The organism is Mesorhizobium sp. B2-4-1, assembly GCF_006442185.1.
Lineage (GTDB): Bacteria > Pseudomonadota > Alphaproteobacteria > Rhizobiales > Rhizobiaceae > Mesorhizobium.
Map to the genome: position 1 here is coordinate 548087 of NZ_VFVN01000002.1, position 26293 is coordinate 574379.

Genomic DNA, 26293 nt, shown 5'->3' on the forward strand with positions numbered 1-26293 from the left:
CTGGCTCTCGCAAGGGTGCATAAAAAGCCGCCCGCAGCATAGCTGCGGGCGGTCTGGTGGGGTCAGTCGATCCGTTAGAACGAGCGCTGGAAGCGGAGGATGCCGCCGACGCTGCTCTTCTTGTCGGCCTTGGTCCAGTTGTTGAAGTCGGCGTCGTCGAATTTTCCTGCATTGAGGTAATCGACTTCAGCCGTGATCGTGTAACCGGGCACAATCGTGTATGCGACGTTGGCAGCGACGCCGAGGTTCTTCCAGTCGTCATAGGAGATCTGGGCGTTGAACGAGGTCTTGTCGTTGAACTTGTAGGTGCCGCCACCCCAGATCGCCCAGTTTCCACCCCACGGCTTGTATTGGGTGCGGCCCGTGCCGAAGTCGTTGATGTTGTCGTTGGTGCCGTAGCCGCCCATGACGAACAGCGTCAGTTCCTTGCCGACATTGACGTCCAAGCGAACCTTGCCGGCCACTTCCTCGTAATTGCTGTCATAGGCGACGACGCCGGTGACCGCACCCCAGTCGCCCTTGTACTTCAAGCCGCCGACGACATGCGGAACATAGCTGTCGATCGTGTTGACGCCGGTACCTTCTTCGAGCGAGACCACGGCCGAGAAGCCGCTGCCAGCGTCGAAATAGTACTGCACGACGTTGGTATCCTTGATACCGTACGGGATGATCGTGTCCTGGATGACGTTGCCGGCATAGCCGATAAACGAATCGTATGCCGTTTCATCCTTACCCACGCGCAGGCCGCCGAGCTGAATCCAGGCGAAGTTGAGGGTCGTCGCCTTGTTGCCGGCCTGCCAGCCAGTGCCGCCAGTCTCATAGTCGCCGCTGCTGTTGCCAAATTGAAAGCGAGTCTCGGTGTAGGTCTTCAACGTACCGAGCTCGGTTTCCTGGCCGGTCCAGGTCTTCAGCGCGAAGCGCATGTTCTTGTAGTAGGTGTCGTGCCTATCGCCGTCCATGTGATCGGCAACGTTGTTGACGCCATCCAGCGTGCCGCTGTCCCCGACGCCTATGTCATAGCGGAGATAGCCGCCGATGCGCAGGCAGGTCTCGGTGCCGGGGATATAGAAGTAGCCGGCGCCGTAGACGTCGCAGATCCTGACGTATTCAGCGGGTTCCGGCTCGGCGACGACGACAGCGTCGGCGGCGCGAGCGCCGGAGACCGCGATCAGTGCCGCGGCTGAGCCGAGAAGAAGGCTCTTGATGTTCATTTTCTGACCTCTCCAGTCAAAGTTAAAAATGGCTTCGGATTTTGGTTGGCGGATATATTTTCCCGCCTCACCACAACGAAAAAGGCCCGCACCGCGTCCCCTTTTCGCGGCGAACATACCCATCAATCTTCCGCCTTCAATGACAATTCCACAAACATTCGGGATTGATGACGTAGATTAAATCTGTGTTGCAGAAATAGCACTGGCGAATTCACTTCAAACCACGGCACCGCACAAGTGGAACATTGTCATATTTCCGTAATAATTCCCTGTATGTTCCAATTTTATGATGATATTCTACGAACACCAATTGTTTGAGAAACTTCGCGTAAATAAACCCACTTCCATGGTCGTTTCTACCTAGCCATTCCCCAGCCACGTGAAACCGAAGCCGATCCCCTCGAAGGAGTCTTTTCAGCGGGTCACGGGCACGCCGGGACGGACCACAGGCCATGATGGGAAGATCAATCCGACGTCGGCGGACTCGTCTGCAAGAATCCGCGCTGGCCAACTGAGAAGTCGACCCAACGGAACCTCGGCGTCCCTGGTCGATAGCCACCAGCCAACGGTTTGGGTCGTTATTACCGGCGCTTGTGGTCGGCCAGCACCGCGTCGATCACGCGCCAGGATTGTTCGATCTCGGCCGAGTTGACGTCTATCTCGCCGGCGGCGGTGATCAGCGCCTTCCACAGTGCCCAGCCGCGGCCGCGCGCCCAGGTCGCGTCGTCGACGCCGAGGCCAGCGCGGAAGGCCCCCCTGCTCTTTCCCTCCAACAACGTCCAGGCAATCGCCAGATCGCATGAGGGATCGCCGACGCCGGAGGTGCCGAAGTCGATCACCGCGCTTAGCCTGCCGTGTTCAACCAGAAGATTGCCCCAGCTGACATCGCCGTGGAACCAGACGGGCGGGCCTTGCCAAGGGGCGGCAAGAGCCGTTTCCCAGACAGCGCTTGCCGCGCCGGCGTCGATACGGGTGTCGAGCGCCGCGATCGCTTGTCTCGTCTCCCCGTCATAGACGTTCAGCGGCCCGCCGCGAAAGAAATTGTGTTGGCCCGGCCCCGGTCCGCCAGCCGGGTCGATCCGCTTCAGCGCAATCAGAAAGCCGGCCAGGTCCGCCGCGAATTCCGACAGGTTGGCGATACGCTCGCGCTTTGCAGTCTCACCTTCGATCCACCTGTAGACGGACCAATGCCACGGATAGCCTTCGGCCGGGGCTCCCATCGCCAGCGGTATAGGGATGGGCAGCGGCAACAGCGGCGCCAGCCTCGGCAGCCAGCGATGTTCCTTCTCCACTTGCAGGAAATAGGCGGCGGCACTGGGCAACCGAACGGTCATCTCGTCGCCGAGACGAAAGCTTCTGTTGTCCCATCCGCCAGGTTCAATCGGCCGAACCGCAAGATCCCTCCAGCGAGGAAATTGCGCCGCGATCAACCGGCTGACCAAAGCTGCGTCGATGTTCGACTTGCTATCCATCCATCCTAGTGCGGAAACTCGAGCCCCATCTCGCGGTAGCGCTCGGGATCGTCGCCCCAGTTCTCGCGCACCTTGACGAACAGGAACAGATGCACCTTTTGCTCGAGGATGCCGGCGATTTCCATACGCGCCGCCTGGCCGATGGCGCGGATGGTCTCGCCCTTGTGGCCGAGCACGATCTTCTTCTGGCTGTCGCGTTCGACATAGATGACCTGCTCGATGCGCACCGAGCCGTCCTTCTTCTCTTCCCATTTCTCGGTTTCGATGTGCGAGGAATAGGGCAGTTCCTGATGCAGCCTGAGATAGAGCTTCTCGCGAGTGATCTCGGCGGCGAGCTGGCGCATCGGCAGATCGGAGATCTGGTCTTCCGGATAATACCAGGGCCCCACCGGGAGCGCCTCGGCAAGGTAATCGAGAAGGTCCTTGCAGCCGGAGCCGGTCAGCGCCGAAACCATGAAGGTGCGCTTGAACGGCACTCTTTCGTTCGCTGCTGCCGCCAGCGCCAACAACGCCTCCGGCTTGACGCGGTCGACCTTGTTGAGGATCAGCGCCATCGGCTGGCGCACATCCTTCAGGCGTTCGAGAATGGCGTCGGCATCACCTCTAATGCCACGCTCGGCATCGATCAGGAGCAGCACGATATCGGCATCCTTGGCGCCGCCCCAGGCTGTCGTCACCATTGCCGTGTCGAGACGCCGCTTCGGCTTGAAGATGCCCGGCGTATCGACGAAGACGATCTGCGCGTTGTCGTGCGTGGCGATGCCTCTGACGATGGCACGCGTCGTCTGCACCTTGTGGGTGACGATTGACACCTTGGCGCCGACAAGCTGGTTGACCAGCGTCGACTTGCCGGCATTGGGCGCACCGATCAGCGCTACGAAGCCGGAATGCGTAACGGCCGCAGGCGCGGCCGGAACCGTGTCTTCCGTGGCTGTCATGCCGCGTCTCCCTGATCGATCCAGACACCTTCACGAATGAGAAGGGCGGCGGCGGCGGCCTGCTCGGCCTCGCGTTTGGAGCGGCCGCTGCCGACAGCCGGCTGAAACCCACCAACCATGACACTGACGGTGAACAGCGGATCGTGATCCGGCCCCTCGCGGCTATCGATGCGGTAGACGGGCACGGCGCTTGCCGCCTGATGCGCCCATTCCTGCAACTCGGTCTTGGCGTCGCGTCGGCCGGCACCCGACGCCTGCGAGCGCGGCTGCCAATATTTGTGGATGAAAGCGCGCGCCGCTTCCAGCCCTCCGTCGAGGTAGAGCACGGCGATCAGTGATTCCAGCGCGTCGGCGCGCAGATTGACGCGCTTGCGTCCCTCGAGCCCTTGAACGTCGGATCCGGCGCGGATCAGCTCCGGCAGACCAATATGTTCGGCGATCTCCGACAGCGCCTCGGCATTGACCAGCGCGTTGAACCGCAGCGACAATTCGCCTTCCGCCGCATCGGGAAACGCGGCCAGCAGCATATCGGCCACCACGAGGCCGAGAACCCGGTCGCCCAGGAACTCAAAGCGCTCATAGTCGGTGCCGGCATTGGCGCCGCGGGCGCTGGCATGGGTCAAGGCACGCTGCAGGCGCCGGCGGTCGGCAAAGGCATGGCCCGTGCGCTCCACCAGCGCTTCGGCGAGCGCGTCGGCGGTCAGCCGTCTTGTCGCCGCCATGACCCTAATTAACGAAGTGGAAGAGGCGCGAAGCACGCATAAGCGACGGCCACTTCCAGATTTCGAGCGGGCTCGCCTTGCCGGCGATCGAGAAGAAAACAAGGTTGGCCCGGCCAACCAGGTTTTCGGCCGGAACGTAGCCGACGGAGAATCGGCTGTCGGCGGAGTTGTCCCTGTTGTCGCCCATCATGAAATAGTGACCGGGCGGAACATCGAACTCGCGCGTGTTGTCGCCGATCGAGTTCGGCGACAGATCCAGCGTATCGTAGCTGACGCCGTTGGGCAGCGTCTCACGATAGACGTCGATCGGATAATCCTTTTCGGTGATGTCGGGATTGTCGATCTGTCCGGTCTTCACGCGCGGCACGCCGACGCCGTTGATGAACAGCTGGCCGTCCTTCACCTGGATCTTGTCGCCAGGCAGGCCCACCACACGTTTGATATAGTCGACGGACGGGTCCGGCGGGAACTTGAACACAGCCACATCGCCGCGCTTCGGCTCGGAGCCCCAGATGCGGCCCGAGAAGATGTCCGGGCCGAAGGGCAGCGAATAACGGGAATAGCCGTAGGACCATTTGGTGACGAAGAGATAGTCGCCCTCGAGCAGCGTCGGCCGCATCGAACCCGACGGGATGGAAAAGGGTTGGAACAAGAGCGTGCGAATGACCAAGGCAAGCAAGAGCGCCTGGACGATGACGCTGACGGTTTCGCCAAGCCCGCCGGATTTCTTCTGGGGTTTTTCAGCCACGCTCATGTCGTCCTCGATTGTGCGTTGGATGGTATAGAGTCTCGGCGCGCGCTGGGCAACGTCATGCCGGTGGTCAGATGCAATCAATGTGGCGCTTGTTCGACGGGCAACGCTTCGATGATCACAAAGGCTTGAGCAAGCGGAAAATCATCCGTGATGGTGAGATGGATCATCGCCCGATGGCCCTTTGGCAGAATCGCGTTCAGCCGCGCCTCGGCGCCACCGGTCAGTGCCATGGTGGGCGCGCCGCTCGGAAGATTGACGACACCCATGTCGCGCCAGAACACGCCCTGCGCCAGGCCGGTGCCCAGTGCCTTGGCGCAGGCCTCCTTGGCTGCGAAGCGCTTGGCGTAGGAGGCCGCCCGCGCCCGACGGTTTTCGGAGCGGGCTTGCTCGACTTCGGTGTAGATTCTCTGGATAAAGCGCTGGCCATGGCGCTCCAAGGACTTTTCAATGCGTCTGATATCGATCAGATCGCTGCCGATGCCGATGATCATCGCGCGGTGGAACCGATGCTTGCGTTTGGGTGAGACGATTGCTCATGGCGGGCCGCGCGCTCTGCCAGCCGTTTGCGCCGCTGCTCGCGAAAGGCGTTCATGCCCCAGCGCGTGATGGCGTAGAACAGAACCCCAAAGGCCAGTCCAAGCGGTATCGCACCGATCAGCATCGGCTTCAGCACCGGGGCCCACAATTGCGCGAAGGAAAGGTTGTGCAGCATCTCGCCCAGATGTGCTGGCGGGCCGTGCGCTGGCAGGCGGCTGTGCAGGATCAGCTTGCCGGTCTCCCAGGAGGCGCCCCACAGCAGCGGGAACGTCAGCGGATTGCCGAAGAATACTGCGCCAAGTGCGGCCGCCACCAGATTACCGGCGATGAGCCAGCACAGCACCGCGGCAATGGCGAAATGGAAACCCACCGGAAAGAACGAAGCAAAGACGCCAGCGGCGACGCCGGCCGCCACCGCATGCGGCGTGGCCTTCAGCCGCAGGATGCGCTTGGAAAAGTACTGCAGCGAGCGCGAAAACGACCGGCGCGGCCATAGATAGGTACGCACCCGCTCCAAGAGGCCATCAGGCTCGCGGCGTCGAAAAAGCACTCTATTCCAATTCCTGATCTACCAATACCCGCCGTCTGCCAGCCCAAGCCGGGTCACAGCAACTTATCTTGCGCTTCCGGGGCGCAGAAAGGCAACAACGACTTTGATATAGCGACAGGCTGGCTTCGGAACAACGAAACGCTGCCGCGATGGTCTGCCGCAGGGGGTAACAAGATCGCCATTGAGGCGAAACTGAGGAGAAGAGAAGGATGGCCGGCATGACCACCATTCGACCAGCGCGAGAGGACGACGCGAAAGAGTTGCCCGATATCGAGCAATCCGCCGGGCTGGCGTTTCGTTCCATACCGGACCTCGCCTGGATCGCCGACGACGGCAATATGAGCGTCGAGCGGCACCTCGCAATGATCGCCGAGGGCACATGCTGGGTCGCCACGGACAAGCGCGACCGCGCCATCGCCTTCTTGAGCGCCAGCGTTGAGGACGATGCATTGCATATCCTGGAATTCGACGTTCGTTATGAGTGGCAGGGCTCGGGCATCGGCCGAGCCCTGCTGGAGACCGTTATCGAGGAGTCCAGGCGCCGCGGCCTTGCGACGATCACGCTGACGACATTTCGCGATGTTGCCTGGAACGCGCCGTTCTACAGAAAGTTCGGATTCCGCGTCCTGGAGGATGCGCAGATCGATGCGCGGCTCGCCGGGTGGCTGAGACAGGAAGCCGCGCACGGCATGCCAACGAGTCGGCGCTGCGCAATGCTGCTCGATCTCGCGCGGATTTAACGGCGCCTATTCCAGATATTCACTGACCTCGACCAGATTGTCCTCGGGATCGCGGAAATAGACAGACATCATGCGACCGCGTGCGCCGACCCGCTCGACCGGTCCAAGTTCCACCGCCACACGATCGGCTTCGAGACTGGCGAGGAGTTCGCCGAGCGGCCGATCGGTGATCAGGCAGAAATCACCGGCTCCGGGCGTCGGCGACTTCGCCTTCGGCTCGAAGGTGCGGCCGACCTCGTGGACATTGATCTTTTGGTTGCCGAAAGCCAGGGCTGTCGGCAGGCCCGGCGTATCGATGCGCTTAAAGCCCAGAACGCGCTGGTAAAAGGCGCAGGTCGCCTCGAGTGAGGCCACCGTCAGCACGAAATGATCGATACTGATGATCATCCCGCCCCTCTCAGATATTGCGACTGCCCGGCTTGATCGCCGGTATGGCGGCGAGTTCCGGCGGCAGCCGATCGGCCGGATAGGCCGGCACCTCGTACTCGGCGAGGGCGATCAGCGGCACGCCGACATCGGTCTTGCCGGCGGCGCGGTCGATGATGCAGGCCGCCGCCGTGACCTCGGCGCCAAGTTCGCGCAGGCAGTCGATGGTCTCGCGGATAGACAATCCAGTGGTGACGATGTCCTCGACAATGACGACACGCGCGCCGCGCGCGATCTCGAAGCGGCGCAGCCGGAACTCGCCCCCTTCCCGCTCGACCCAGATCGCCGGCACGCCAAGATGGCGCGAAGTCTCGTAGGCCGGGATCAGCCCGCCGATGGCCGGGCCGACGACATAGTCGATTTTACCCGGCACGGCGGCGCGGATCTTTTCGGCCAGCGCCTTGCACAGCCGCTCGGTCTTATCGGCATGCATGAACACGCGCGCCTTCTGCAGGAAGACCGGGCTGCGCAGACCCGACGTCAGGATGAAATGCCCCTCCAGGACAGCACCAGCCTGGCGAAAAATATCCAGCACTTCGTCCGTATTCATCCGTCTATCCCCGTGTAGATCAGCCGAGTTAGCCATTGACACGCCGTGCATCGCTGACGCTCGAATTGTCCTTGAGCTGCGACAGCAGCCGGTTGAGATGCTTCAGATCCCAGACTTCGAGATCGATCAGCATTTCGGTGAAATCGGGCGCGGTGCGCACCATTGACAGCGTATGGATGTTGGCATCGTTCGAGGCAACGACCTGGGCGATGTCGGCGAGCGATCCCGGTGCATTGATGGCGGTGACGGAAACACGCGCGGGGAAGCGTTCCTTGGTGCGCTCGTCGATGTCCCAGCGCACGTCAATCCAGCGCTCGGGCTGGTCGTCGAAAGCCTGCAGCGCCGGCGACTGGATCGGATAGATGGTAATGCCGGTGCCCGGCTGCACGATGCCGACGATGCGGTCGCCAGGCACCGCCCCTTCCGGCGCGAAACGCACCGGCAGGTCACCGCGCACGCCACGGATCGGCACCGCGCCGTCGCGCGGCTGGTCCTTGTCCTTGCGCGCGGCACGGCCCGGGATCTGGAACAGCATGCCGGCGGCGTTGCGGATCTTCGACCAGCCTTCCTCGCGCTGCTTGGGCGCCGCCGGCGTGACGCGCTCGTCCTTGTAATCTGGGAAGACGGCTTTCATGACGTCGGTGGACGCCAATTCGCCGCGGCCGACGGACGCCAGCACGTCCTCGATGTCCTTGCGCGCCAGCCGGTGCAGGACGGGCTTCAGGTTTTCCTTGGTGAAATTCTTGCCGGCCCGCTCGAAAGCCCGTTCGAGAATGCGCGCGCCGAGACCCGAATACTGCTTGCGGATGGCGTTCTTGGTGGCGCGGCGAATGGCGGCGCGCGCCTTGCCAGTGATGACGACGGATTCCCACGCGGCCGGCGGCACCTGCGCCTTGGAGCGGATGATCTCCACCTCGTCGCCATTCTTCAGCTCCGTCATCAGCGGCATGATGCGGCCGTTGACCTTGGCGCCGACGCAGGTGTCGCCGACATCGGTGTGAACCGCATAGGCGAAGTCGATCGGCGTGGCACCTTTCGGCAGCGCGATCAGCATGCCCTTGGGGGTGAAGCAGAACACCTGATCCTGGAACAGTTCCAGCTTGGTGTTCTCGAGAAAATCCTCGGGATTGTCGCCCTCGGCGAGTTGTTCGATCGTGCGCCTCAGCCAGGCATAGGCATTGGTTTCCTTCGAGATCGAATGGGCCGTGCCGTTCGCCTTGCCGCCGGTATCCTTGTAGATCGAATGGGCGGCGACGCCATATTCGGCGATCTTGTTCATCTCGCGGGTGCGGATCTGAAGCTCGACGCGCTGGCGCGACGGCCCGACGATGGTGGTGTGGATCGAGCGGTAATCGTTCTGCTTCGGTGTTGAGATGTAGTCCTTGAAACGGCCGGGCACCATCGACCAGGCGGTGTGGATGGCGCCAAGCGCGCGATAGCAGTCCTCGACATTGTCGACGACGACGCGAAAGCCGAAAATGTCGGACAATTGCTCGAAGGAGAGCGCCTTGGCCTCCATCTTGCGGAACACCGACCACGGCTTCTTCTGCCGGCTTTTGACGCCTGCATTGATCGCATGCTTCTCGAACAGAGCCGACAGCGCTTTCTCGATCTCGGACAGCACGCCCTTGTTGCGCTCGAAAATCTCGGCGAGCCTGGCGGTGACGGCGCGATAGGCTTCCGGATTGATGTAGCGGAAGGCGATCTCCTCCAGCTCCTCGCGCATGCCCTGCATGCCCATGCGCCCGGCCAGCGGCGCATAGATATCCATCGTCTCCTCGGCGATGCGCAGGCGCTTGGCTTCCGGCACATGGTCGAGGGTGCGCATATTGTGCAAGCGGTCGGCGAGCTTGACCAGAAGCACGCGCACATCTTCCGAGATTGCCAGCAGAAGCTTGCGCAAATTCTCGGCCTGCTCGGCCTTCTTGGAGACGAGGTCGAGTTTCTTGAGCTTGGTCAGACCCTCGACCAGCTTGCCCATCTCGGGCCCGAACAGTTCGTCGATCTCGGCCCTCGTCGCCGTGGTGTCCTCGATCGTGTCATGCAGCAGGGCGACGGCGATCGTCGCCTCGTCCATGTGCATTTCGGTGAGGATGGCGGCGACTTCGAGCGGATGCGAGAAATAGGGGTCGCCGGAAGCGCGCTTCTGGTGGCCATGCTTCTGCATGGCATAGACATAGGCCTTGTTGAGCAACGCCTCGTTGACGTCAGGCTTGTAGCGCTGGACGCGCTCGACAAGCTCATACTGACGCATCATGGGCGGAATCTCTCGGCGATGAAATGAATCATGCGCCGCACTGCTGCACGGCGCATGTCATAGATAGCCACGAAACTGCCGGGACGGAAGTGCCGGAAGCTTGTTCCAGGCGCCTCCGCAAAGCAGTCTTAGTAGTCGTCGCTCTTTTCCGGCGGCACCAGGCCTTCGATGCCGGCCAGCAGGTCTTCCTCGGTCATGCGATCGAAGGCGATGTTGTCCTCAGCATCATCGGTATCGGCGGCCGTGACGGCTGCGCCGGTCTGATCGGCGATCGCCTCGCCATCGGCTTCGGGCTCGTCGACTTCGACATGCTTCTGCAGCGAATGGATCAGGTCTTCCTTGAGGTCGTCGGGCGACAACGTCTCGTCGGCGATCTCGCGCAGTGCGATGACCGGGTTCTTGTCATTGTCGCGCGGGACGGTGATCTGCGCGCCCTGGCTGATCTGACGAGCACGGTGGCCGGCCAGAAGCACCAGCTCGAAGCGGTTGTCGACCTTGTCGATGCAATCTTCAACGGTTACGCGGGCCATGGATTGCCCCTTTCATGCCTGGATTTAATGGAAAACAGGCGCGGTCAATAACCCGAACGCCGCCAAAATACAAGCATTATGGAATGCCGGGGCCGGAGAACGCACGATCTGTCATTGCTTCGTCGGATTCCTTCGAAACCGTTTCGGTCGAGCTCCGGTGCGCCCGGTACCAAGCCGGCGATCACAATTGCTTGCAGTGCGGCAACGAACCCTTGGATTGCCACAAAACTGGCGTTATTTCGAAAAGCGTAAGGTCAGCCGGTTTATTGCGAACCCTACTGATAGTCGCATTTCGTTTTGACGGCCGCTTATTTCGAAAAGGAATTTTTCCATGTTCGACCCCCGTGAAAAGATCGCCCTGTTCATCGACGGCGCCAATCTCTACGCCACGTCGCGCGCGCTCGGTTTCGACATCGATTATCGCAAGCTCCTGTCGAGCTTCCAGAAACGCGGTTACCTGCTGCGCGCCTACTATTACACCGCCCTGGTCGAGGATCAGGAATATTCCTCGATCCGGCCGCTGATCGACTGGCTCGACTATAACGGCTTCAAGGTCGTCACCAAGCCGGCCAAGGAATTCACCGATTCGACCGGCCGCCGCAAGATCAAGGGCAACATGGACATCGAATTGACCGTCGATGCGCTGGAACTGGCCGATGTCGTCGACCACTATGTCATCTTCTCCGGGGACGGCGATTTCCGCACGCTGGTCGAGGCGCTGCAGCGGCGCGGGCGCAAGGTGTCGATTGTCTCGACCATGGCCTCGCAGCCGCCGATGATCTCCGACGATCTGCGTCGCCAGGCCGACCATTTCATCGACCTGATGACGCTGAAGAACGAGGTGGGCCGCGATCCCTCCGAAAGGCCGGTGCGCCGACCCGAACCGGCCGAGACGGAAGAGGACGAGTACTGAGGGCGGCTGCGTTGGCCGCACATCTGGCCGCCTCCCCGGAACCCGATCGCGATTGCCCGCTCTGTCCGCGGCTGCATGGTTTCATTGCCGAGTGGCGGCAACGCGAGCCATCGTGGTTCAACGCGCCGGTTCCGACCTTCCTGCCGCCCGAAGGCGACGATTCGGTCCGGCTGCTGATCGTCGGGCTTGCGCCCGGCCTGCGCGGAGCGAACCGCACGGGCCGGCCTTTCACGGGCGACTATGCCGGCGACCTGCTCTACGGCACGTTGATCGCGCACGGCCTGGCGCGCGGCGAGTTCAAGGCGCGGCCTGACGATGGGTTGGAGCTCGTTGGAACGGCAATCACCAACGCCGTCCGCTGCGTGCCTCCCGAGAACAAGCCTGTGGGCGCCGAGATCGCCACCTGCCGGACTTTCCTTGTGCCGACGATCACACGGTTTCCCAATTTGCGGGCCGTGCTGACACTTGGTTCGATCGCGCACCAGTCGACCGTGCGGGCACTGGGCCAGCGCGTCGCCGCCTATCCCTTCAAGCATGGCGGGCGGCAGGAGGCCGGGGGCATCACGCTGTTTTCCAGCTATCACTGCTCGCGCTACAACACCAACACCGGCGTGCTGACCGAAGCGATGTTCGTCAGCGTTTTCAGGGAAATTGCGGCGTTCCTGGATTCGTAGGGTCTGGAATTGGCTTACAACGCCGGCGCGAACAATGCGGACAGTTTCTCCTGACCGCCTTGCAGGACGTTCAGGTCGACGTCACCGACGATGCCCTCGACGCGGCCCCTGTTGTGGTACTGCCAGTAGACCCAATCGTCGCGACCCGGCTCGAGCAGCAGTGAGCGAAGCCAGAGCGGACGGGCGGCGATCTGTCCTGCATAGGCCGTTGCTGCATCGTCGGTCAGATAGATGATGGCTTTCTTGCCAAAGGCGGCTTCAACGGGACCGAGGAAGGCCTGGAGTTCGGTGTCGAGTTGTTCGGGCGAAGGACGCTGCGGGCAATTGCCGCCGAACTCGATGTCGACAACCGGCGGCAGCAAAGGCTGGTCGTGCGGCACCACGGCGATGAAATTCTTCGCCTGGTCGGCGCCCGGCCGGCAGAAGGTGAAAAAGTGATAGGCGCCGACAGCGAGCCCGGCAGCACGAGCCTCGCGCAGATTGATGGCAAAGGCATCGTCGACATGATCGCCGCCCTCGGTCGCCTTGATGACCGCAAAGGCGACATCGGCGGCGGCAACGCGTCGCCAGTCGATCCGGCCCTGATGATGCGAAACGTCGATGCCCCTGACAGGATATTTGCCGCGATCCGGAGAAAACGCATGGAAATAGAAGAAGCCGCCAGCGACCATGAGCATTGCAAAAACCAGGCTGACCGATCCCCAGAGGATGATCCGGTTCTTCAAGACTGTCCCCTCCGGTATTCTGGCTCCTTGGCTAGAACCCTGAAAGCCAAACACTTATCCGCTTGGCTACCGCCTGGTGGCGGTCACCCGCGCTCTTTCAAGAGCCTGCCCTTCTCACGCGACCAGTCGCGCTGCTTTTCCGTCTCGCGCTTGTCATGCAGCTTCTTGCCGCGACCTACGGCGAGCAGCAGCTTGGCCCGGCCCTGGTCGTTGAAATAGATCTTCAGCGGCACCAGGGTCATGCCTTCGCGGTCGACGCTCTGCGACAGCCTGGCCATCTCGCGCTTGTTGAGCAGCAGTTTGCGGCGCCGGCGCGGCTCGTGGTTGAAGCGGTTGGCCTGCAGATATTCCGGTAGATAGGAGTTGATCAGCCAAATCTCGCCGCCCTCGACCGAGGCATAGCTGTCCTGGATGTTGGCCTGGCCCTGGCGCAGCGACTTGACCTCGGTGCCGGTCAGCACCAGGCCGGCCTCGATCGTGTCGAGCACCTCATAGGAAAACCGCGCCTTGCGGTTTTCCGCAACGGTCTTGTTGTTGGGATCGGCTTTTCTGACTTGATTCATAATGCGGAGAGGTGGCGCCTCATCCCTAATTTATCAAGCCGGCGTGCTTCATCGCCGCGTCGATCTTTTCGGCCGTCGACTGTTCGACCGTGACCAGCGGCGAACGCAGCACGTTCTCAACCTTGCCGAGCTTTGAAAGCGCATATTTGGCGCCGGACACGCCGGGTTCGATAAAGATCGCCTTGTGCAGCGGCAGCAAGCGATCCTGCAATTCCAGCGCCTTGGCGCTGTCGCCGGACAGCGTCGCCTCCTGGAATTCGGCACAAAGCCGCGGCGCGACGTTGGCCGTCACCGAGATACAGCCGACACCGCCATGCGCGTTGAAGCCGAGCGCGGATGCATCTTCGCCGGAAAGCTGGATGAAATCCTTGCCGCAGGTCATACGCTGCTCGGAAACCCGTTCGACCTTGCCGGTCGCGTCCTTGACGCCGACGATATTCTTGAAGTCGTGCGCCAGCCGGCCCATCGTCTCCGGCATCATGTCGATGACCGACCGCGGCGGGATGTTGTAGATGATGATCGGCAGCTTGGTTGCCCTGGCGACGGCGGCGAAGTGTTCATAGAGCCCGCGCTGCGTCGGCTTGTTGTAGTAGGGAGTGACGACAAGTGCAGCATCGGCGCCTGCCTGTTCGGCATATTGGACCAGGCCGATCGCTTCCGCGGTGTTGTTGGAGCCAGCGCCGGCGACGACCGGAGCGCGGCCCCTGGCCGCCTCGATGCAGACCTTGACCACCTGACGATGCTCGTCATGCGACAGCGTCGGCGACTCGCCGGTGGTGCCAACGGGAACAAGGCCTGTCGTGCCCTCCGCAAGTTGCCAGTCGACAAAGGCGCGAAAGGCTTTCTCGTCGAAACGCCCGCTCTTTTCGAACGGTGTCACGAGCGCGGTCAGCGAGCCTCTCAGCATGTTCGTCCAACTCCTTGGGACTTCTTGTTCACGCATATCGTTATCCCAACCGGTAGCCACTTCTGGGCGATATGCATGGGTGTTTTCGTCTCTGGTCTTAATGTCGCGCCTTCTAACCGAAAGCGAGGCGGCGCACCATAGTCTCGACATGGTTGCGCGGCAAGCATTGCCATGCTGCCAGCAAATGCAATGCGAACGGCCTCGATAACCTTTTGTTAACTGGCCCTTCATGACCTAAGTTTACGGTCTGGTCCGGGTCGCGAAGCTTCCGCGCCTGCTGGTGATGTGTAAAGGCTGAACGATGCCGACTAGGCGGCCTCATCTTTTCGCGCTCCTGGGCGCGGTCGTCGCGCTGATGCCGGAGATGGCAATCGGCGGCAGCGTCGACGTGCAGTTGACATCGGCCATTCCGATACCCGGCATGCAAAGCTCGCAAGATGCGGGTCCACGCGATACGGCCCCCTCTGCCAGCATCGTGCAGTTGAAGAGCGGTCTGGACGCACTGGCGGCGGGCGACATTCCCGGTGCCCGCGCCGCACGCGATGCCCTTCCCGCCCGTTCGCTCGACCAGCACATCCTTGCCTGGGGAATCGCGCTTTATGGTGGCGACAAGGTGCCGAGCGGCGACATCGCGGCCGCAGCGAAGATGTTGCCCAACTGGCCGGGGACAACCGCGCTGCGCAAGAACAGCGAACGCGCACTCTATCGCGAGAACCCCGCCCCCGACATCGTTGTGCAGGCGTTCGACGGCAGCCAGCCGCAGACATTCGAAGGCGTGATGCTTCTTGCCCGCGCCTATGTGGCCCTGGGCAAGGCAGAGGCGGCGCGTTCGGTGCTGGTGCCGTTCTGGCGCACCGCGATCCTGGAGGCCAAGGACGAGACAGCGCTGATCAAGGAGTTCGGCGGGCTGATCCCGGCCGCCGATCACCGATTCCGCATGGAGCGCATGTTCTACGCCGACCGGGTCGGCGCGGCGCAGCGCGTCGCCGGCCCGGCGCAAGCGGAGCAACTGGCCACCGCCTGGGCGGCGGCCGACAAGGGCGACAAGAACACCCCCAAGCTGCTCAAGGCGGTACCGCCTTCACAGCGTTCGGCCGGCTATTTCTTCGCGCAAGCCGAATATCTGCGCAAGCAAGACAATATTGCCGACGCCGCCGCCATTGTGATGAAGGCGCCGACGGATCGCGAAGCGCTGGTCGACCCGGATGCCTGGTGGGTGGAGCGCCGGGTACTGTCGCGCGAGCTGGTCGACAAGGGTGACATGAAGGCTGCCTACAAGATCGTCGCCATGCATGCGGCCGAAAGCACCGCGAACGCCGCCGAAGCCGAATTCCATGCCGGCTGGTACGCTCTGCGCGGCCTGAACGATCCCAGGCTTGCGGCAACCCATTTCGCGCGCATCGCCGACCTTGCCCAGGGACCGATGACATTGTCGCGCGCCTATTACTGGCTCGGCCGCGCCGCCGAAGTTGGTGGCCCGGGTAACGCAAAGGATTATTTTGCGCGCGCGGCGGCCTACGGCACGACATTCTACGGCCAGCTCGCCGCCGAGCGCATTGGTCGCCCGGCGCTGAACATCGTCTATCCCACACCGAGTGCCGCCGACCGCCAGAGTTTTGCCGGTCGCGAAGCCGTCGCCGCCATCAAGCGGCTGCAGGAGGCGGGCTACGACCGTTATGCCGAAACGCTCTATCGTGACCTTGCAGGACAGTTGACCAGCCCGGGCGAACTGGCGCTCCTGGCCGTGCTGGCGGAAAAGCAGGGCAACCACTTCATGTCGCTCAAGATCGGCAAGATCGCCGGCGCGCGTGGCATCGATGTCGGCGCGCTGTCGCATCCTTTGGGGGTCATCCCCGATAGCGCCGATATTTCCGGTTCGGGCAAGGCGCTGGCCTATGCCATCGCCCGCCAGGAAAGCGAATTCAACATCGCCGCCATATCCAGCGCCGGCGCGCGCGGGCTGCTGCAGCTGATGCCGGCAACCGCCAAGCAACTGGCGAAGAAGGCCGGGCTGCAATTCTCTCAGGCACGCCTGACCACCGATGCCGGCTACAATGCGACGCTGGGCTCAGCCTTCCTCGGCCAGCAGCTCGACCGCTTCAACGGCTCCTATGTGCTGACCTTCGCCGGCTACAATGCCGGCCCCAGCCGCGCTGCCCAATGGGTGGCGAAATACGGCGATCCGCGCGGCAAGGACATCGACGCTGTCGTCGACTGGATCGAACGGATTCCTTACACGGAAACAAGAAGTTACGTACAGCGCGTGATGGAGAACTACGAGGTCTACAAAATGCGCATTTCCGGCAAGTATGACATTGTGGGAGATCTTGTGAACGGGCGAAGTTGACGGCTTTCGTTTCCTTGCGAGAGGAGTTGGCCTCGCGCGGATCTACTCGCCTTGGCTGAGTGAAGGGCCTCGCCACCTTCGGCCCGCAAGAGGAGAAGTAACTGCTCCATTTGACCATCCCTTCCCTCGCCTGTAGCAGACGGACCATCCGGCGAGAGCAAGGGGCAGCATTCCAATGGCGAGCGAAGGTTTCTCCGATTTCTTCTACGCGGGACCCAATGGGCTGAAGCTCCATGCCCGGATCTATGGCGACGCAAATTCGCGACATTGGCCAGTCGTCTGTCTGCCCGGGCTCACCCGCAATGCACGCGACTTCCACGAACTCGCGCTCTATTTGGCCGGCAAAGCGGGAAGCCCACGCAAGGTCGTCGCCTTTGACTATCGCGGCCGCGGGCAGTCCGATTATGATCCCGATGTCAGCCGCTACAATGTCGGCGTCGAAGCCGGCGACATTCTTGCCGGACTGGCGGCATTGGGAATCGAGGAAGCCGCCTTCGTCGGCACCTCGCGCGGCGGCCTGATCATTCACGTCCTGGGTGCGCTGCGGCCGGCCATATTGAAAGCGATCGTGCTGAACGATATCGGACCGGTGATCGAGCCGGCCGGCCTTGCCCATATCCAGTCGTATCTCGAACGCAAACCGAAGCCGAAGACCTTCGCCGAAGCAGTGGCAGCCCAGCGCCGCGTTCACGGCCGGGATTTTTCAGCGCTCGCCGATGCGGACTGGGAGCGCATGGTGCTGGCGCTCTACCGCGAAACGGATCAGGGCCTGCTGCCGGATTTCGACCCGAAGCTGGTCGACACGGTTGCAAATCTCGACCTGACGCAGCCGCTGCCGGCGCTGTGGCCGCAATTCGACGCCCTGTCGGCCCTTCCCATGCTCGCCATACGCGGCGCCAATTCGAGTTTGCTGTCGGTGGGCACACAGCGGCAGATGCGGGAGCGCCATCCGGCAATGCAGACGATCACCGTCGAAGGCCAGGGTCACGCCCCTTTTCTCGAAACCGGAACCTTGCCGGGCGACATCGCCGCTTTCCTCGACAGAGCCGAGCGGCTGCCGACTCGCCTTTAAAAACCGTTGCCGGCGAGGCAAACGACAGCAGGGCGACCAAGGTAGGTTCCGAAGCCGGAATAGCATGCCTCGAATAACCCGCAGATCGGGAGATCCACGGAATTGGTTGTCCACAGCGTCTTCAAAGCGTGAACTTATCGGGACTTTGAGGCCTTCTTCATTGCCTTAGCCGTGGTCTTCACGGCTGCTGGCTCGTCTGCTGCACCGTGCGCTGCGGCGCGCGGGGACGGTTCGGGCGCTGCCTTCATGCTGTCGGCGCCGCCAGACCGGGGTACTTCCAGCACGGTAACGCAGCCGTCGAGGTCATTGGTGGCCAGATGCGCATAGCGCATCGTCATCGACAGGGTCTGATGGCCGAGCCACATCTGCACGCGCCTGATGTCGATGCCACCCTGGACAAGACGCGAGGCGCAGGTATGGCGCAGAATGTGCGGCACCACCTGGTCGTCGGCGGCCAGACCGACTTCGGCCTTCGCATCGTTCCAGATGGCGCGGTATTGAGCCTGGCTGAATGTGGTGAACGGGCCTTTCGGCCGACGGCCTTCGCCGGGAGGCAGCTTGATCACTTCCTTGACACGCTCGGTCATCGGAATGGTGCGGCTGCGGCCGGACTTGGTGATCCAGAAGGAGACGCGATGCTCCTGGATGTCGTTCCAGATCAGCCCGAGCGCCTCGCCAAGGCGGCAGCCAGTGTCGACCAGGAAGACGGAAAGCCGGTAGGCATCCTCGCTGCGGCTCCTGATGGCAGCAAACAGCCTGGCCTCCTCGTCCCTTTCAAGGAAACGAATCCGTCCCGACCGCTCCTTCTGGCGGCGGAACTCGGGCAGGCTGTGGATATCTCCCATCTTGTAGGCCTTGCGCAGCAGTTTGCTGAGGGCAGCCATCTTCCGATTGATGGTTGCGTTGCTGTTGCCGCGCTGGCGCAAGGTGCCGATAAGGTTGTCCAGGGTACTCTGGTCAAAGGCGCTGAAACGCTCCCCGAGCAGAATCTCGTCTATCTCGCCGATGAACGAGCTGACATTGTATTTATGTCGCCCATCATCCCACAATATATCTCGATATGCTGAAAAAAGATCTCCAACCCTATGCGATTTTACTTCTCGTATCCTATTGTAGGTGTAGTTAAACTTTGAGTTCTGAGAAGAAAACATCGAAAAATGATCGGAGGGCTCGCCCTCTTGAATCGCTTCGGTCGTCATCATTTGCCACACCCCCGAGTGGGATAGATTCAGCCCTATCCGCTTGGGAGCGTCCTTTCAAGAGATTTGAATCACGCAGTTGTGATTTCATCCGCCATCAGCGGATCCCACGAAACCATCCCACGGACTCTATTCAGCTACCGTTACCCCCTGTTCCTTCTGTTTGCCTTGATCCAGTCACGAAACAAAAACAGCCCGGGCGTTGATGCGCCCGGGCTGGATTTCACCTGTATGGAACCAGCCCTTAGAACGAGCGCTGGAAGCGGAGGATACCGCCGATGCTGCTCTTCTTGTCGGCGCCGGTCCAGTTGGAGAAGTCGGCGTCGTCGAACCTGCCTGCATTGAGGTAGTCGACTTCGGCCGTGACCGTGAAGCCCGGGACGACGTCGTAGGCGATGTTCGCCGCGATGCCCAGGTTCTTCCAATCGTCATACGACACCTGCGCGTTGAACGAGGTCTTCTCGTTGAACTTGTAGGTACCGCCGCCCCAGACAGCCCAGTTGCCGCCCCACTGCTTGTAGAAACCGCGACCATGGGCGTCGACAAAATTGCCGGCGTCGTCGTTGAGGTTGTCATCGGTGCCGTAACCGCCCATGACCCACAGCGACAGTGCGTCGTTGACGTTGACGTCCAAGCGAACCTTGCCGGCAACTTCTTCGTAGTTGCTGTCATAAGCGACGACACCGCTGATGGCGCCCCAGCCCTGCGTCCACTTCAGACCGCCGACGACATGCGGAACGTAGCTGTCGATCGTGCCGACAACGCCCGCGCCTTCTTCGAGCGAGACCACGGCCGAGAAGCCATTGCCCGCGTCGAAGTAGTACTGGACGACGTTGGTGTCGAAATCGCCGTAAGGAACCAGCGTATCCTGGATCACGTTGCCGGCGTAGCCGACGAACGTATCGAAGGCCGATTCGTCCTTACCAACCCGGAGACCACCGAGCTGGATCCAGGCGAAGTTCAGCGAGACGTCCTTGTTATGGGCGGTGTTGAACGGCTCGATTGCGTTGTCGTTGCCGAAGTTGAAGCGGGTCTCGGTGTAGGTCTTCAACGTGCCGAGTTCGGTTTCCTGGCCGGTCCAGGTCTTCAGCGTGAAGCGGGCATTTTTGTGCCAGGCATCATTTACCGAGCCGTCCTGGTGGTCCGCAGTCTTCGAACCGTTGAACGTGCCGACGTCGCCGCCGCCGATGTCATAACGGATGTAGCCGCCGATGCGCAGGCAGGTCTCGGTGCCGGGGATGTAGAAGTAGCCAGCGCCGTAGACGTCGCAAATCTTGACGTATTCAGCGGGCTCCGGCTCGGCGACGACGACGGCGTCGGCGGCGCGCGCACCGGAAACTGCGATCAGGGCCGCAGCGGAGCCGAGAAGAAGGCTCTTGATGTTCATTTTCTGACCTCCAGTCAAAAGTTAAAAAACGGGTCTGGGTATTCTTTGCTGAAGGACAGCGTTCCCTGCCCCATCCCCACTACCGAAAAAGATGCGCACCGCGCCGCTCCTTCGAAATCGACATTACCCATGAGCAGACGGGGTTCAACCACGATCGTACCGGCGAAAGGGCTGTGCGGCTGCTATCCCCCATCGTTGTTGCACAAATGACACGATTTGGCCTCACTCAGAAAGCTCTCATTAACCTTCGGCCCGCCCCAGCCCCTTGTTTACGGGCGAATCCGGCGATCGGCTGACGGAATCATGGCGAGGCCTTGAGCCACCAGCCAGGGAATCGCCGCAGAACCGCCGCATCGCGGAAGGCCGCAGGCCGGTGCGTTCTTATTTTTCCGTATAATGGCTTCTTTTTCCGAGATATTGGCTGGGGCTTGTTGATTGTGCCGGCGCTTTTCTTTATCCAGCGGCGCAACGGAGAGGTGGCCGAGTGGTCGAAGGCGCTCCCCTGCTAAGGGAGTAGAGGTCAAAAGCTTCTCGTGGGTTCGAATCCCATCCTCTCCGCCATCCTGCTTCGCTCTTCGAGCTTCGCAGGACAAGCCCAGACCAGACCTCAGCGCGAAGCAGGATGCCCTCCGAAGCCTCGGCGAAGGAGGGCCGCAAGCTTGCAAAAGCAGGATTGGCAATACCCTCAGCGCGAAGCAGGATGCCCTCCGAAGCCTCGGCGAAGGAGGGCCGGTCGTGTGGTATGTATACCTGCTGGAAAGTAAGACTGCCGACGGTGAGCTTATGTCCGCATTACGTCCGACCTGAAGCGACGGCTTGCCGAGCACAATGACGGAAAATCCAGTCATACATCCAAGTTCCTGCCATGGCAGATCGTCACCTATGTGGCGTTCTCGAATCAAGCCAAGGCGACTTCATTTGAGCGTTATCTCAAATCCGGTTCCGGGCACGCCTTCGCCAGCAAACGTCTGTGGTGAATGCCCCTTCCTTTGTGAAAAATCCAGGGATTCCCGGGAAAACGCAGCAATACCAATCGTTTGCTGCAAAAACACGCACCACCAAAACGGTTGTTTCGTTCGATTCTGACTGGAGGTCAGAAAATGAACATCAAGAGCCTTCTTCTCGGCTCCGCTGCGGCCCTGATCGCAGTTTCCGGTGCGCGCGCCGCCGACGCCGTCGTCGTCGCCGAGCCGGAGCCCGCTGAATACGTCAAGATTTGCGACGTCTACGGCGCTGGCTACTTCTACATCCCCGGCACCGAGACCTGCCTGCGCGTCGGCGGCTATGTCCGTTACGACATCGGCGTGGGCGACACCGGCTCGTTCGACGGTGCGAAGGCTGCCGATCACCAGGATGGCGACGACCACAACACCTACTACAAGAACACGCGCTTCACGCTGAAGACCTGGACCGGCCAGGAAACCGAACTCGGCACGTTGAAGACCTACACCGAGACCCGCTTCAACTTCGGCGACGACAATGCCTTCGACGAGCCGATCAACGCCGCCCACAACCGGGACGTCTCGCTGAACTTCGCCTGGATCCAGCTCGGTGGTCTCCGGGTTGGTAAGGACGAATCGGCCTTCGATACGTTCGTCGGCTACGCCGGCAACGTCATCCAGGATACGCTGGTTCCTTACGGCGATTTCGACACCAACGTCGTCCAGTACTACTTCGATGCCGGCAACGGCTTCTCGGCCGTGGTTTCGCTCGAAGAAGGCACCGGTACCGACACGATCGACAGCTATGTTCCGCATGTCGTCGGCGGCGTGAAGTATACGCAGGGCTGGGGCGCCATCACCGGCGTCGTCGCTTATGACAGCAATTACGAGGAAGTTGCCGGCAAGGTTCGCCTGGACGTCAATGTCAGCGACGCACTGTCGCTGTTCATCATGGGCGGCTACGGCACCGATGACAACCTCAACGACGATGCCGGCAATTTTGTCGAAGCCCATGGTCGCGGCTTCTACAAGGCGTGGGGCGGCAACTGGGCAGTCTGGGGCGGCGGCACCTACAAGTTCAACGAGAAGACCTCGTTCAACCTTCAGGTGTCTGCTGACGACTGGAAGAACGTCGGCGTTGCGGCGAACGTTGCTTATGACGTCGTTCCCGGCTTCACCGTCACGGCCGAAGTCGACTACCTCCATGCCGGCCGGTTTGACGATGCTGGCTTCATCAACCCATCGTTTACGCCTGCCGATAAGAAGAACAGCGTCGGCGGTATGCTCCGCTTCCAGCGCTCGTTCTAACAGCTATCGCTTCGAATATCGAAACCCGGCGGGCAACCGCCGGGTTTTTCATTGGGGGTTTCGACTGCGCGATTCCGCAGCGGACGATGATTGCTCTGGGATGCATCAGGTGTTTGGATCAGGCGGGCGGCAACGATTGCTCATCGCGCGCAACTTGCACCCGCCTACTGACCGCGCTAGCAAGAAGCCCCTTCCCTCACGCGAGCTTTTGCCATGCGTCTGCGCCCTCACCTTATGCCGCTCGTTGCAGCGCTTCCGTCGACCGTGCCGTTTGTCGGCCCCGAAGCGCAGGAGCGCGACCGCGGGCGTGCATTCCGCGCCCGCATCGGCGCCAATGAGAGCAGCTTCGGGCCGTCGCCGCGCGTCATCGCCCGGATGGCCGAGATCGCGCGCGACATGTGGATGTATTGCGATCCCGACAATCACGACCTGAAAGTGGCCGCGGCAGCGCATCATAATCTGAAGGTCGAGAACGTCGTGGTCGGCGAAGGCATCGATGGCCTGCTTGGCCTGGTGGCGCGCATGTATGTGGCGCCTGGCGATGCGGTGGTCACCTCGCTCGGCGCCTATCCCACCTTCAACTTCCACATTGCCGGTGTCGGCGGACGGCTTGTCACCGTGCCCTATGCGAACGACCACGAGGATTTGGAAGGGCTGCTGGCTGCGGCCGCCAGAGAGAAAGCGCCGCTGGTCTATCTGTCCAATCCGGACAACCCCATGGGGAGCTGGTGGGAAGCGGCCGAGCTGACGCGCTTCATCGAAGCGCTGCCGGAAACCACCATGCTCGTGCTCGATGAAGCCTATGGAGAATTGGGGCCGGCCTCCGCACTGCCGCCCATCGACGTCTCGCGGCCAAACGTCATCCGCATGCGCACCTTTTCGAAAGCTTACGGGCTTGCCGGCATACGCTGCGGCTATGCGGTCGCCGAGGCCCAGGTGATCAGCGATTTCGAGAAGATCCGCAACCACTACGGCGTCAGCCGCATGGCGCAGGTGGCGGGCGTCGAGGCGCTCGCCGACCAGGATTATCTGGATTCAGTGGTGGCGCGGGTGGCGGCAGGGCGCCGGCGCATCGCGCAGATAGCCGAACAGAACGGGCTGACGCCGCTGCCGTCGGCGACCAATTTCGTCACCATCGATTGCTGCCGCGACGGCGCTTTCGCGCTGAAGATCCTGCAAGGCCTGTTGTCGCGCGACGTCTTCATCCGCAAGCCGATGGCGCCGGGGCTCGATCGTTGCATCCGCGTCAGCGTCGGACTGGACCACGAGCTTGACATTTTTGCCGAGGAACTGCCCGGCGCACTGGCCGCCGCCCGTGGAAACTAAACGAGCGTTGCCATAGCGGCGACACTTGCCGGCCCGTTAGAGATCGAGTTCCCAGTTCTGGCCGGTGAGTTCCTTGCCGAAACTGTGATGGCGCTCCTGTGAAACCAGTCTGAACCCGGCGCGCTCATAAATCGCGCGGGCGGCGACCAGAATGTCATTCGTCCACAGAACGAGCTTGATGTAGCCGCAGGCGCGCGCCTGGTTCACGCATTCCGCAACCAGGCGCTTGCCGATGCCCAACCCGCGCGCCGCAGCCTCGACATGCAGCAGCCGCAGTTTCGCGACCTCGTCGTCCTGGTGAACCAGAAACACCGCGCCAAGCGGGAGGCCGGCGCGTTCGGCGATCCAGCAGAAATCGCGCCCTGGCTTGAAATTGCGGATGAAGTCGGCTCCGATTTCGGCAACCAAGGCTTCGAACTCGATGCTCCAGCCATATTCCTCGGCGTAGAGCTGGGCCTGACGCTGCACCACCCAGCCAATGTCGCCGACGCGATGCGGACGCAACGTCACGACGGGGGGCGCCGTCTGGCCTTCAGCCGCCGGATCGCCCAGCAGCTCCGCTGCCTTGCGCAAGGCGTCGCCGAGTTCGGCCAAGCGGTGGTCGGGCAGGTTCTCGATAAGCCGGGAAGTGTCGCGGTCCGCCGCGGCCTGCAGACCGGCAAGGGCGGCCCGCCCCCTTGCCGTCAGCGACAGGATACGCCTTCGCCGGTCGACCGGATCGGTCCGGGTCTCGGTCAGGCCTTCGCCGGCGAATTTTCGCAGGATCCGCGTCAGATAGGCCGCGTCGAGACGCAGTTGCCTGGCGATGTCGGAGGCGGCCGGGCCGACATCGATGTCGAATGTCTCCGAAAGGAAGCCTCGCTCGCCGGCGATTTCCGCCGCCGCCGGGCGATCCCGATGACCAAGCTCGAACAGGACGCGCGCCTCGGTGAGCGTGAACGGGCTCTGCGTCAAGGTCTCGTCGAGAAGGCCGACAGTGCGGGTGTAGAAACGGTTGAAGTGCCTGATATCGGCCACCAAAGCACTGCGTTGGTCCAGCATCTGCGTTCAGCCCTTGGGTGATGATAGCCACAGTGTTAGAAATTTAGTGGACTGAGTCAATTAAATTCGAGTTCGACTCGGGCCCCCTCCATCCTCGTTCGACCGGCCTGTTGCATTCCCCGTCGCCTGCGCCAGATTCCAGCAGACGAGCCTCGGGAGAGACGCAATGGCTGACGATCGCAAGGCAGTGCGTGTGCGGGCCCACGGCAAGGTGCAAGGCGTCGGCTACAGGATCTGGGTCCGAAGCCAGGCCGCCAGCCTTGGGCTTGCGGGCTGGGTGCGCAATGAAGCGGATGGCTCGGTGACCGCTGAGATTGCCGGCACAGGCGAAGCCGTCTCGACCATGATCGGCCGGCTTTGGAAAGGACCGCCGGGAGCGTCCGTTTCCGGGGTTGACGTCGAGGATGCGGTATCCAGCAATCCTGTTACCGGCTTCCGGATCGATGCCTGATGCGGCTTCGGCATACCTCTTGAATTAATTGAACGTTCGTTTTATTAATTCGCAACAAGGGAGGCTCATTTGGCGCGCACGACCGGATCCGATGGCGGGAAGACCGAGGCGGCAGCCCGCGAGGCGGCAGTCAACCTGATCGCGCGGCTCGGCTATGAGGCGATGTCGATGCGCCAACTGGCATCCGAAGTAGGCGTGCAGGCAGCTGCGCTTTATCGCTATTTCCCGACCAAGGAGGATTTGCTGTTCACGCTGATGCGCGAGCATATGGAGGAGCTGATCGCAGCCTGGAACGCCGCACGGCCCGCCGATGCCGATCCGGCAAGCCGGCTTTCGGCCTATGTCGAGAACCACATCGCCTTCCACATCGCCCGCCGCCATGCGACGCATGTTTCGAACATGGAGCTGCGCAGCCTGTCGCCCGAAAGGCTGACGCAGATACTGCGGATGCGCACGGCCTACGAGAAGGAACTCCGCGCCATTCTGCGTGACGGCGCCGAGACAGGCGTCTTCAGCATCGAAGACACCCGCCTCACCGCCATGGCGATGATCCAGATGATGACCGGCGTCATCGTCTGGTTCCGGCCGGGCGAGCGGCTGTCGATCGCAGAAGTCACGGCGACATATCTTTCGATGACGATGCGGCTCGTCGGCGCGAGGATCGACACGTACAGCGCCGCACGTCCGTTTGGACGCGCAAACGACGCCGTGGGATTTTAGTTTCGCGCATGATCTTTTCCGAAAATCCAAGT

General features: G+C 61.8%; 26 protein-coding genes, 1 tRNA gene and 1 pseudogene. 11 read left to right on the top strand and 17 right to left on the bottom strand.

The features are described 5' to 3' along the window. Positions 1–74: 74 nt before the first annotated feature. The 7 genes from FJ949_RS07350 to FJ949_RS07380 form a co-directional block, all read right to left on the bottom strand. Positions 75–1211 carry a porin gene (locus tag FJ949_RS07350; RefSeq protein WP_140494587.1) on the bottom strand — a complete coding sequence of 379 codons (1137 nt, stop codon included), beginning with the start codon at positions 1209–1211 and terminating at the stop codon, positions 75–77. Between the two features lie 581 nt (positions 1212–1792). Continuing rightward, positions 1793–2683 carry an aminoglycoside phosphotransferase family protein gene (locus tag FJ949_RS07355; RefSeq protein WP_140494589.1) on the bottom strand — a complete coding sequence of 297 codons (891 nt, stop codon included), beginning with the start codon at positions 2681–2683 and terminating at the stop codon, positions 1793–1795. A 5-nt stretch (positions 2684–2688) separates the two neighbouring features. Next, positions 2689–3621 carry a GTPase Era gene (gene era, locus FJ949_RS07360; protein ID WP_140494591.1) on the bottom strand — a complete coding sequence of 311 codons (933 nt, stop codon included), beginning with the start codon at positions 3619–3621 and terminating at the stop codon, positions 2689–2691. Then, on the bottom strand, positions 3618–4343 hold the full coding sequence (gene rnc / locus FJ949_RS07365) for a ribonuclease III (RefSeq protein ID WP_140494593.1): 726 nt from the start codon (positions 4341–4343) through the stop codon (positions 3618–3620). The genes era and rnc overlap by 4 nt, the downstream gene beginning before the upstream one ends. Positions 4344–4347: 4 nt before the next feature. Continuing rightward, positions 4348–5097, bottom strand: coding sequence for a signal peptidase I (gene lepB / locus FJ949_RS07370; protein ID WP_140494595.1), 750 nt, complete (start codon positions 5095–5097; stop codon positions 4348–4350). Positions 5098–5174: 77 nt separating this feature from the next. Continuing rightward, positions 5175–5588 (bottom strand): holo-ACP synthase, encoded by a 414-nt coding sequence (acpS, locus tag FJ949_RS07375; protein ID WP_140494597.1) that lies wholly within the window; start codon positions 5586–5588, stop codon positions 5175–5177. Continuing rightward, positions 5585–6184, bottom strand: a complete 600-nt coding sequence (locus FJ949_RS07380) for a DUF2062 domain-containing protein (protein WP_140494599.1) — start codon at positions 6182–6184, stop codon at positions 5585–5587. The genes acpS and FJ949_RS07380 overlap by 4 nt, the downstream gene beginning before the upstream one ends. A 218-nt stretch (positions 6185–6402) precedes the next feature. Between FJ949_RS07380 and FJ949_RS07385 the strand changes: the two genes are divergently transcribed. Then, positions 6403–6924, top strand: a complete 522-nt coding sequence (locus tag FJ949_RS07385; protein WP_140494601.1) for a GNAT family N-acetyltransferase — start codon at positions 6403–6405, stop codon at positions 6922–6924. A gap of 6 nt (positions 6925–6930) precedes the next feature. Here FJ949_RS07385 and FJ949_RS07390 read toward each other — a convergent pair whose 3' ends face one another. From FJ949_RS07390 to rpoZ, 4 genes are all read right to left on the bottom strand, one after another. After that, the gene (locus FJ949_RS07390) at positions 6931–7311 is read right to left on the bottom strand and encodes a VOC family protein (protein WP_140494603.1); all 381 of its coding nucleotides are present in this window, start codon (positions 7309–7311) and stop codon (positions 6931–6933) included. 10 nt (positions 7312–7321) lie between these two features. After that, entirely contained in the window at positions 7322–7900 is a 579-nt protein-coding gene (gene pyrE / locus FJ949_RS07395; protein ID WP_140494605.1) for an orotate phosphoribosyltransferase, read from the bottom strand. A gap of 28 nt (positions 7901–7928) precedes the next feature. Then, positions 7929–10157, bottom strand: a complete 2229-nt coding sequence (locus tag FJ949_RS07400; RefSeq protein WP_140494607.1) for a bifunctional (p)ppGpp synthetase/guanosine-3',5'-bis(diphosphate) 3'-pyrophosphohydrolase — start codon at positions 10155–10157, stop codon at positions 7929–7931. 128 nt (positions 10158–10285) lie between these two features. Then, complete coding sequence (rpoZ, locus tag FJ949_RS07405; RefSeq protein WP_140494610.1) at positions 10286–10687, bottom strand: DNA-directed RNA polymerase subunit omega; 402 nt, start codon at positions 10685–10687, stop codon at positions 10286–10288. Between the two features lie 331 nt (positions 10688–11018). Here rpoZ and FJ949_RS07410 point away from each other — a divergent pair, with 331 nt between their 5' ends. Both FJ949_RS07410 and FJ949_RS07415 read left to right on the top strand, forming a co-directional pair. Continuing rightward, on the top strand, positions 11019–11600 hold the full coding sequence (locus tag FJ949_RS07410) for an NYN domain-containing protein (protein WP_140494612.1): 582 nt from the start codon (positions 11019–11021) through the stop codon (positions 11598–11600). A gap of 11 nt (positions 11601–11611) precedes the next feature. Then, positions 11612–12274, top strand: a complete 663-nt coding sequence (locus FJ949_RS07415; RefSeq protein ID WP_224646739.1) for a uracil-DNA glycosylase — start codon at positions 11612–11614, stop codon at positions 12272–12274. Positions 12275–12288: 14 nt separating this feature from the next. Here the strand turns inward: FJ949_RS07415 and FJ949_RS07420 are convergent, their stop codons facing one another. From FJ949_RS07420 to dapA, 3 genes are all read right to left on the bottom strand, one after another. Continuing rightward, positions 12289–12999 (bottom strand): GH25 family lysozyme, encoded by a 711-nt coding sequence (locus FJ949_RS07420; protein WP_140494614.1) that lies wholly within the window; start codon positions 12997–12999, stop codon positions 12289–12291. A gap of 83 nt (positions 13000–13082) precedes the next feature. Continuing rightward, positions 13083–13562, bottom strand: a complete 480-nt coding sequence (smpB, locus tag FJ949_RS07425) for an SsrA-binding protein SmpB (protein ID WP_140494616.1) — start codon at positions 13560–13562, stop codon at positions 13083–13085. A 25-nt stretch (positions 13563–13587) separates the two neighbouring features. Further along, positions 13588–14469, bottom strand: coding sequence for a 4-hydroxy-tetrahydrodipicolinate synthase (gene dapA / locus FJ949_RS07430; protein ID WP_140494617.1), 882 nt, complete (start codon positions 14467–14469; stop codon positions 13588–13590). A 301-nt stretch (positions 14470–14770) separates the two neighbouring features. On the opposite strand from dapA, the gene FJ949_RS07435 reads away from it, so the two are divergent. Together FJ949_RS07435 and FJ949_RS07440 are read left to right on the top strand one after the other, a co-directional pair. Next, entirely contained in the window at positions 14771–16816 is a 2046-nt protein-coding gene (locus tag FJ949_RS07435) for a lytic transglycosylase domain-containing protein (protein WP_140494619.1), read from the top strand. Positions 16817–16991: 175 nt separating this feature from the next. Further along, the gene (locus tag FJ949_RS07440; protein WP_140494621.1) at positions 16992–17888 is read left to right on the top strand and encodes an alpha/beta hydrolase; all 897 of its coding nucleotides are present in this window, start codon (positions 16992–16994) and stop codon (positions 17886–17888) included. Positions 17889–18022: 134 nt separating this feature from the next. On the opposite strand, the gene FJ949_RS07445 is transcribed toward FJ949_RS07440, so the two are convergent. After that, entirely contained in the window at positions 18023–19090 is a 1068-nt protein-coding gene (locus FJ949_RS07445) for a site-specific integrase (protein ID WP_140494623.1), read from the bottom strand. Between the two features lie 241 nt (positions 19091–19331). Next, a complete protein-coding gene (locus FJ949_RS07450) occupies positions 19332–20474 on the bottom strand; it encodes a porin (RefSeq protein WP_140494624.1) in 1143 nt (380 codons plus the stop codon). A gap of 470 nt (positions 20475–20944) precedes the next feature. Here FJ949_RS07450 and FJ949_RS07455 point away from each other — a divergent pair. The 4 genes and pseudogenes from FJ949_RS07455 to FJ949_RS07470 all read left to right on the top strand — a co-directional run bounded on the left by FJ949_RS07455 (position 20945) and on the right by FJ949_RS07470 (position 24049). Continuing rightward, positions 20945–21035, top strand: a tRNA-Ser gene (locus FJ949_RS07455). A gap of 174 nt (positions 21036–21209) precedes the next feature. Beyond that, positions 21210–21451: pseudogene (locus FJ949_RS07460) on the top strand (GIY-YIG nuclease family protein). A 123-nt stretch (positions 21452–21574) separates the two neighbouring features. Beyond that, positions 21575–22723, top strand: a complete 1149-nt coding sequence (locus FJ949_RS07465; protein ID WP_140494626.1) for a porin — start codon at positions 21575–21577, stop codon at positions 22721–22723. A 213-nt stretch (positions 22724–22936) separates the two neighbouring features. Beyond that, a complete protein-coding gene (locus FJ949_RS07470) occupies positions 22937–24049 on the top strand; it encodes a pyridoxal phosphate-dependent aminotransferase (RefSeq protein WP_140494627.1) in 1113 nt (370 codons plus the stop codon). A gap of 36 nt (positions 24050–24085) precedes the next feature. Here FJ949_RS07470 and FJ949_RS07475 read toward each other — a convergent pair whose 3' ends face one another. Further along, a complete protein-coding gene (locus FJ949_RS07475; RefSeq protein ID WP_140494629.1) occupies positions 24086–25090 on the bottom strand; it encodes a bifunctional helix-turn-helix transcriptional regulator/GNAT family N-acetyltransferase in 1005 nt (334 codons plus the stop codon). A gap of 166 nt (positions 25091–25256) precedes the next feature. On the opposite strand from FJ949_RS07475, the gene FJ949_RS07480 reads away from it, so the two are divergent. Further along, on the top strand, positions 25257–25541 hold the full coding sequence (locus FJ949_RS07480) for an acylphosphatase (protein ID WP_140494632.1): 285 nt from the start codon (positions 25257–25259) through the stop codon (positions 25539–25541). Positions 25542–25610: 69 nt separating this feature from the next. Then, complete coding sequence (locus tag FJ949_RS07485; protein ID WP_140494634.1) at positions 25611–26261, top strand: TetR/AcrR family transcriptional regulator; 651 nt, start codon at positions 25611–25613, stop codon at positions 26259–26261. Positions 26262–26293 lie beyond the last annotated feature (32 nt).

Excerpts from the sequence above, each read along its gene's own strand:
- FJ949_RS07350 (WP_140494587.1), bottom strand. The coding sequence starts at position 1,211 with ATGAACATCAAGAGCCTTCTTCTCGGCTCAGCCGCGGCACTGATCGCG.
- FJ949_RS07355 (WP_140494589.1), bottom strand. The coding sequence starts at position 2,683 with ATGGATAGCAAGTCGAACATCGACGCAGCTTTGGTCAGCCGGTTGATC.
- era (WP_140494591.1), bottom strand. The coding sequence starts at position 3,621 with ATGACAGCCACGGAAGACACGGTTCCGGCCGCGCCTGCGGCCGTTACG.
- rnc (WP_140494593.1), bottom strand. The coding sequence starts at position 4,343 with ATGGCGGCGACAAGACGGCTGACCGCCGACGCGCTCGCCGAAGCGCTG.
- lepB (WP_140494595.1), bottom strand. The coding sequence starts at position 5,097 with ATGAGCGTGGCTGAAAAACCCCAGAAGAAATCCGGCGGGCTTGGCGAA.
- acpS (WP_140494597.1), bottom strand. The coding sequence starts at position 5,588 with ATGATCATCGGCATCGGCAGCGATCTGATCGATATCAGACGCATTGAA.
- FJ949_RS07385 (WP_140494601.1), top strand. The coding sequence starts at position 6,403 with ATGACCACCATTCGACCAGCGCGAGAGGACGACGCGAAAGAGTTGCCC.
- FJ949_RS07390 (WP_140494603.1), bottom strand. The coding sequence starts at position 7,311 with ATGATCATCAGTATCGATCATTTCGTGCTGACGGTGGCCTCACTCGAG.
- pyrE (WP_140494605.1), bottom strand. The coding sequence starts at position 7,900 with ATGAATACGGACGAAGTGCTGGATATTTTTCGCCAGGCTGGTGCTGTC.
- FJ949_RS07400 (WP_140494607.1), bottom strand. The coding sequence starts at position 10,157 with ATGATGCGTCAGTATGAGCTTGTCGAGCGCGTCCAGCGCTACAAGCCT.
- rpoZ (WP_140494610.1), bottom strand. The coding sequence starts at position 10,687 with ATGGCCCGCGTAACCGTTGAAGATTGCATCGACAAGGTCGACAACCGC.
- FJ949_RS07410 (WP_140494612.1), top strand. The coding sequence starts at position 11,019 with ATGTTCGACCCCCGTGAAAAGATCGCCCTGTTCATCGACGGCGCCAAT.
- smpB (WP_140494616.1), bottom strand. The coding sequence starts at position 13,562 with ATGAATCAAGTCAGAAAAGCCGATCCCAACAACAAGACCGTTGCGGAA.
- dapA (WP_140494617.1), bottom strand. The coding sequence starts at position 14,469 with ATGCTGAGAGGCTCGCTGACCGCGCTCGTGACACCGTTCGAAAAGAGC.
- FJ949_RS07435 (WP_140494619.1), top strand. The coding sequence starts at position 14,771 with ATGCCGACTAGGCGGCCTCATCTTTTCGCGCTCCTGGGCGCGGTCGTC.
- FJ949_RS07440 (WP_140494621.1), top strand. The coding sequence starts at position 16,992 with ATGGCGAGCGAAGGTTTCTCCGATTTCTTCTACGCGGGACCCAATGGG.
- FJ949_RS07445 (WP_140494623.1), bottom strand. The coding sequence starts at position 19,090 with ATGATGACGACCGAAGCGATTCAAGAGGGCGAGCCCTCCGATCATTTT.
- FJ949_RS07450 (WP_140494624.1), bottom strand. The coding sequence starts at position 20,474 with ATGAACATCAAGAGCCTTCTTCTCGGCTCCGCTGCGGCCCTGATCGCA.
- FJ949_RS07465 (WP_140494626.1), top strand. The coding sequence starts at position 21,575 with ATGAACATCAAGAGCCTTCTTCTCGGCTCCGCTGCGGCCCTGATCGCA.
- FJ949_RS07470 (WP_140494627.1), top strand. The coding sequence starts at position 22,937 with ATGCGTCTGCGCCCTCACCTTATGCCGCTCGTTGCAGCGCTTCCGTCG.
- FJ949_RS07475 (WP_140494629.1), bottom strand. The coding sequence starts at position 25,090 with ATGCTGGACCAACGCAGTGCTTTGGTGGCCGATATCAGGCACTTCAAC.
- FJ949_RS07480 (WP_140494632.1), top strand. The coding sequence starts at position 25,257 with ATGGCTGACGATCGCAAGGCAGTGCGTGTGCGGGCCCACGGCAAGGTG.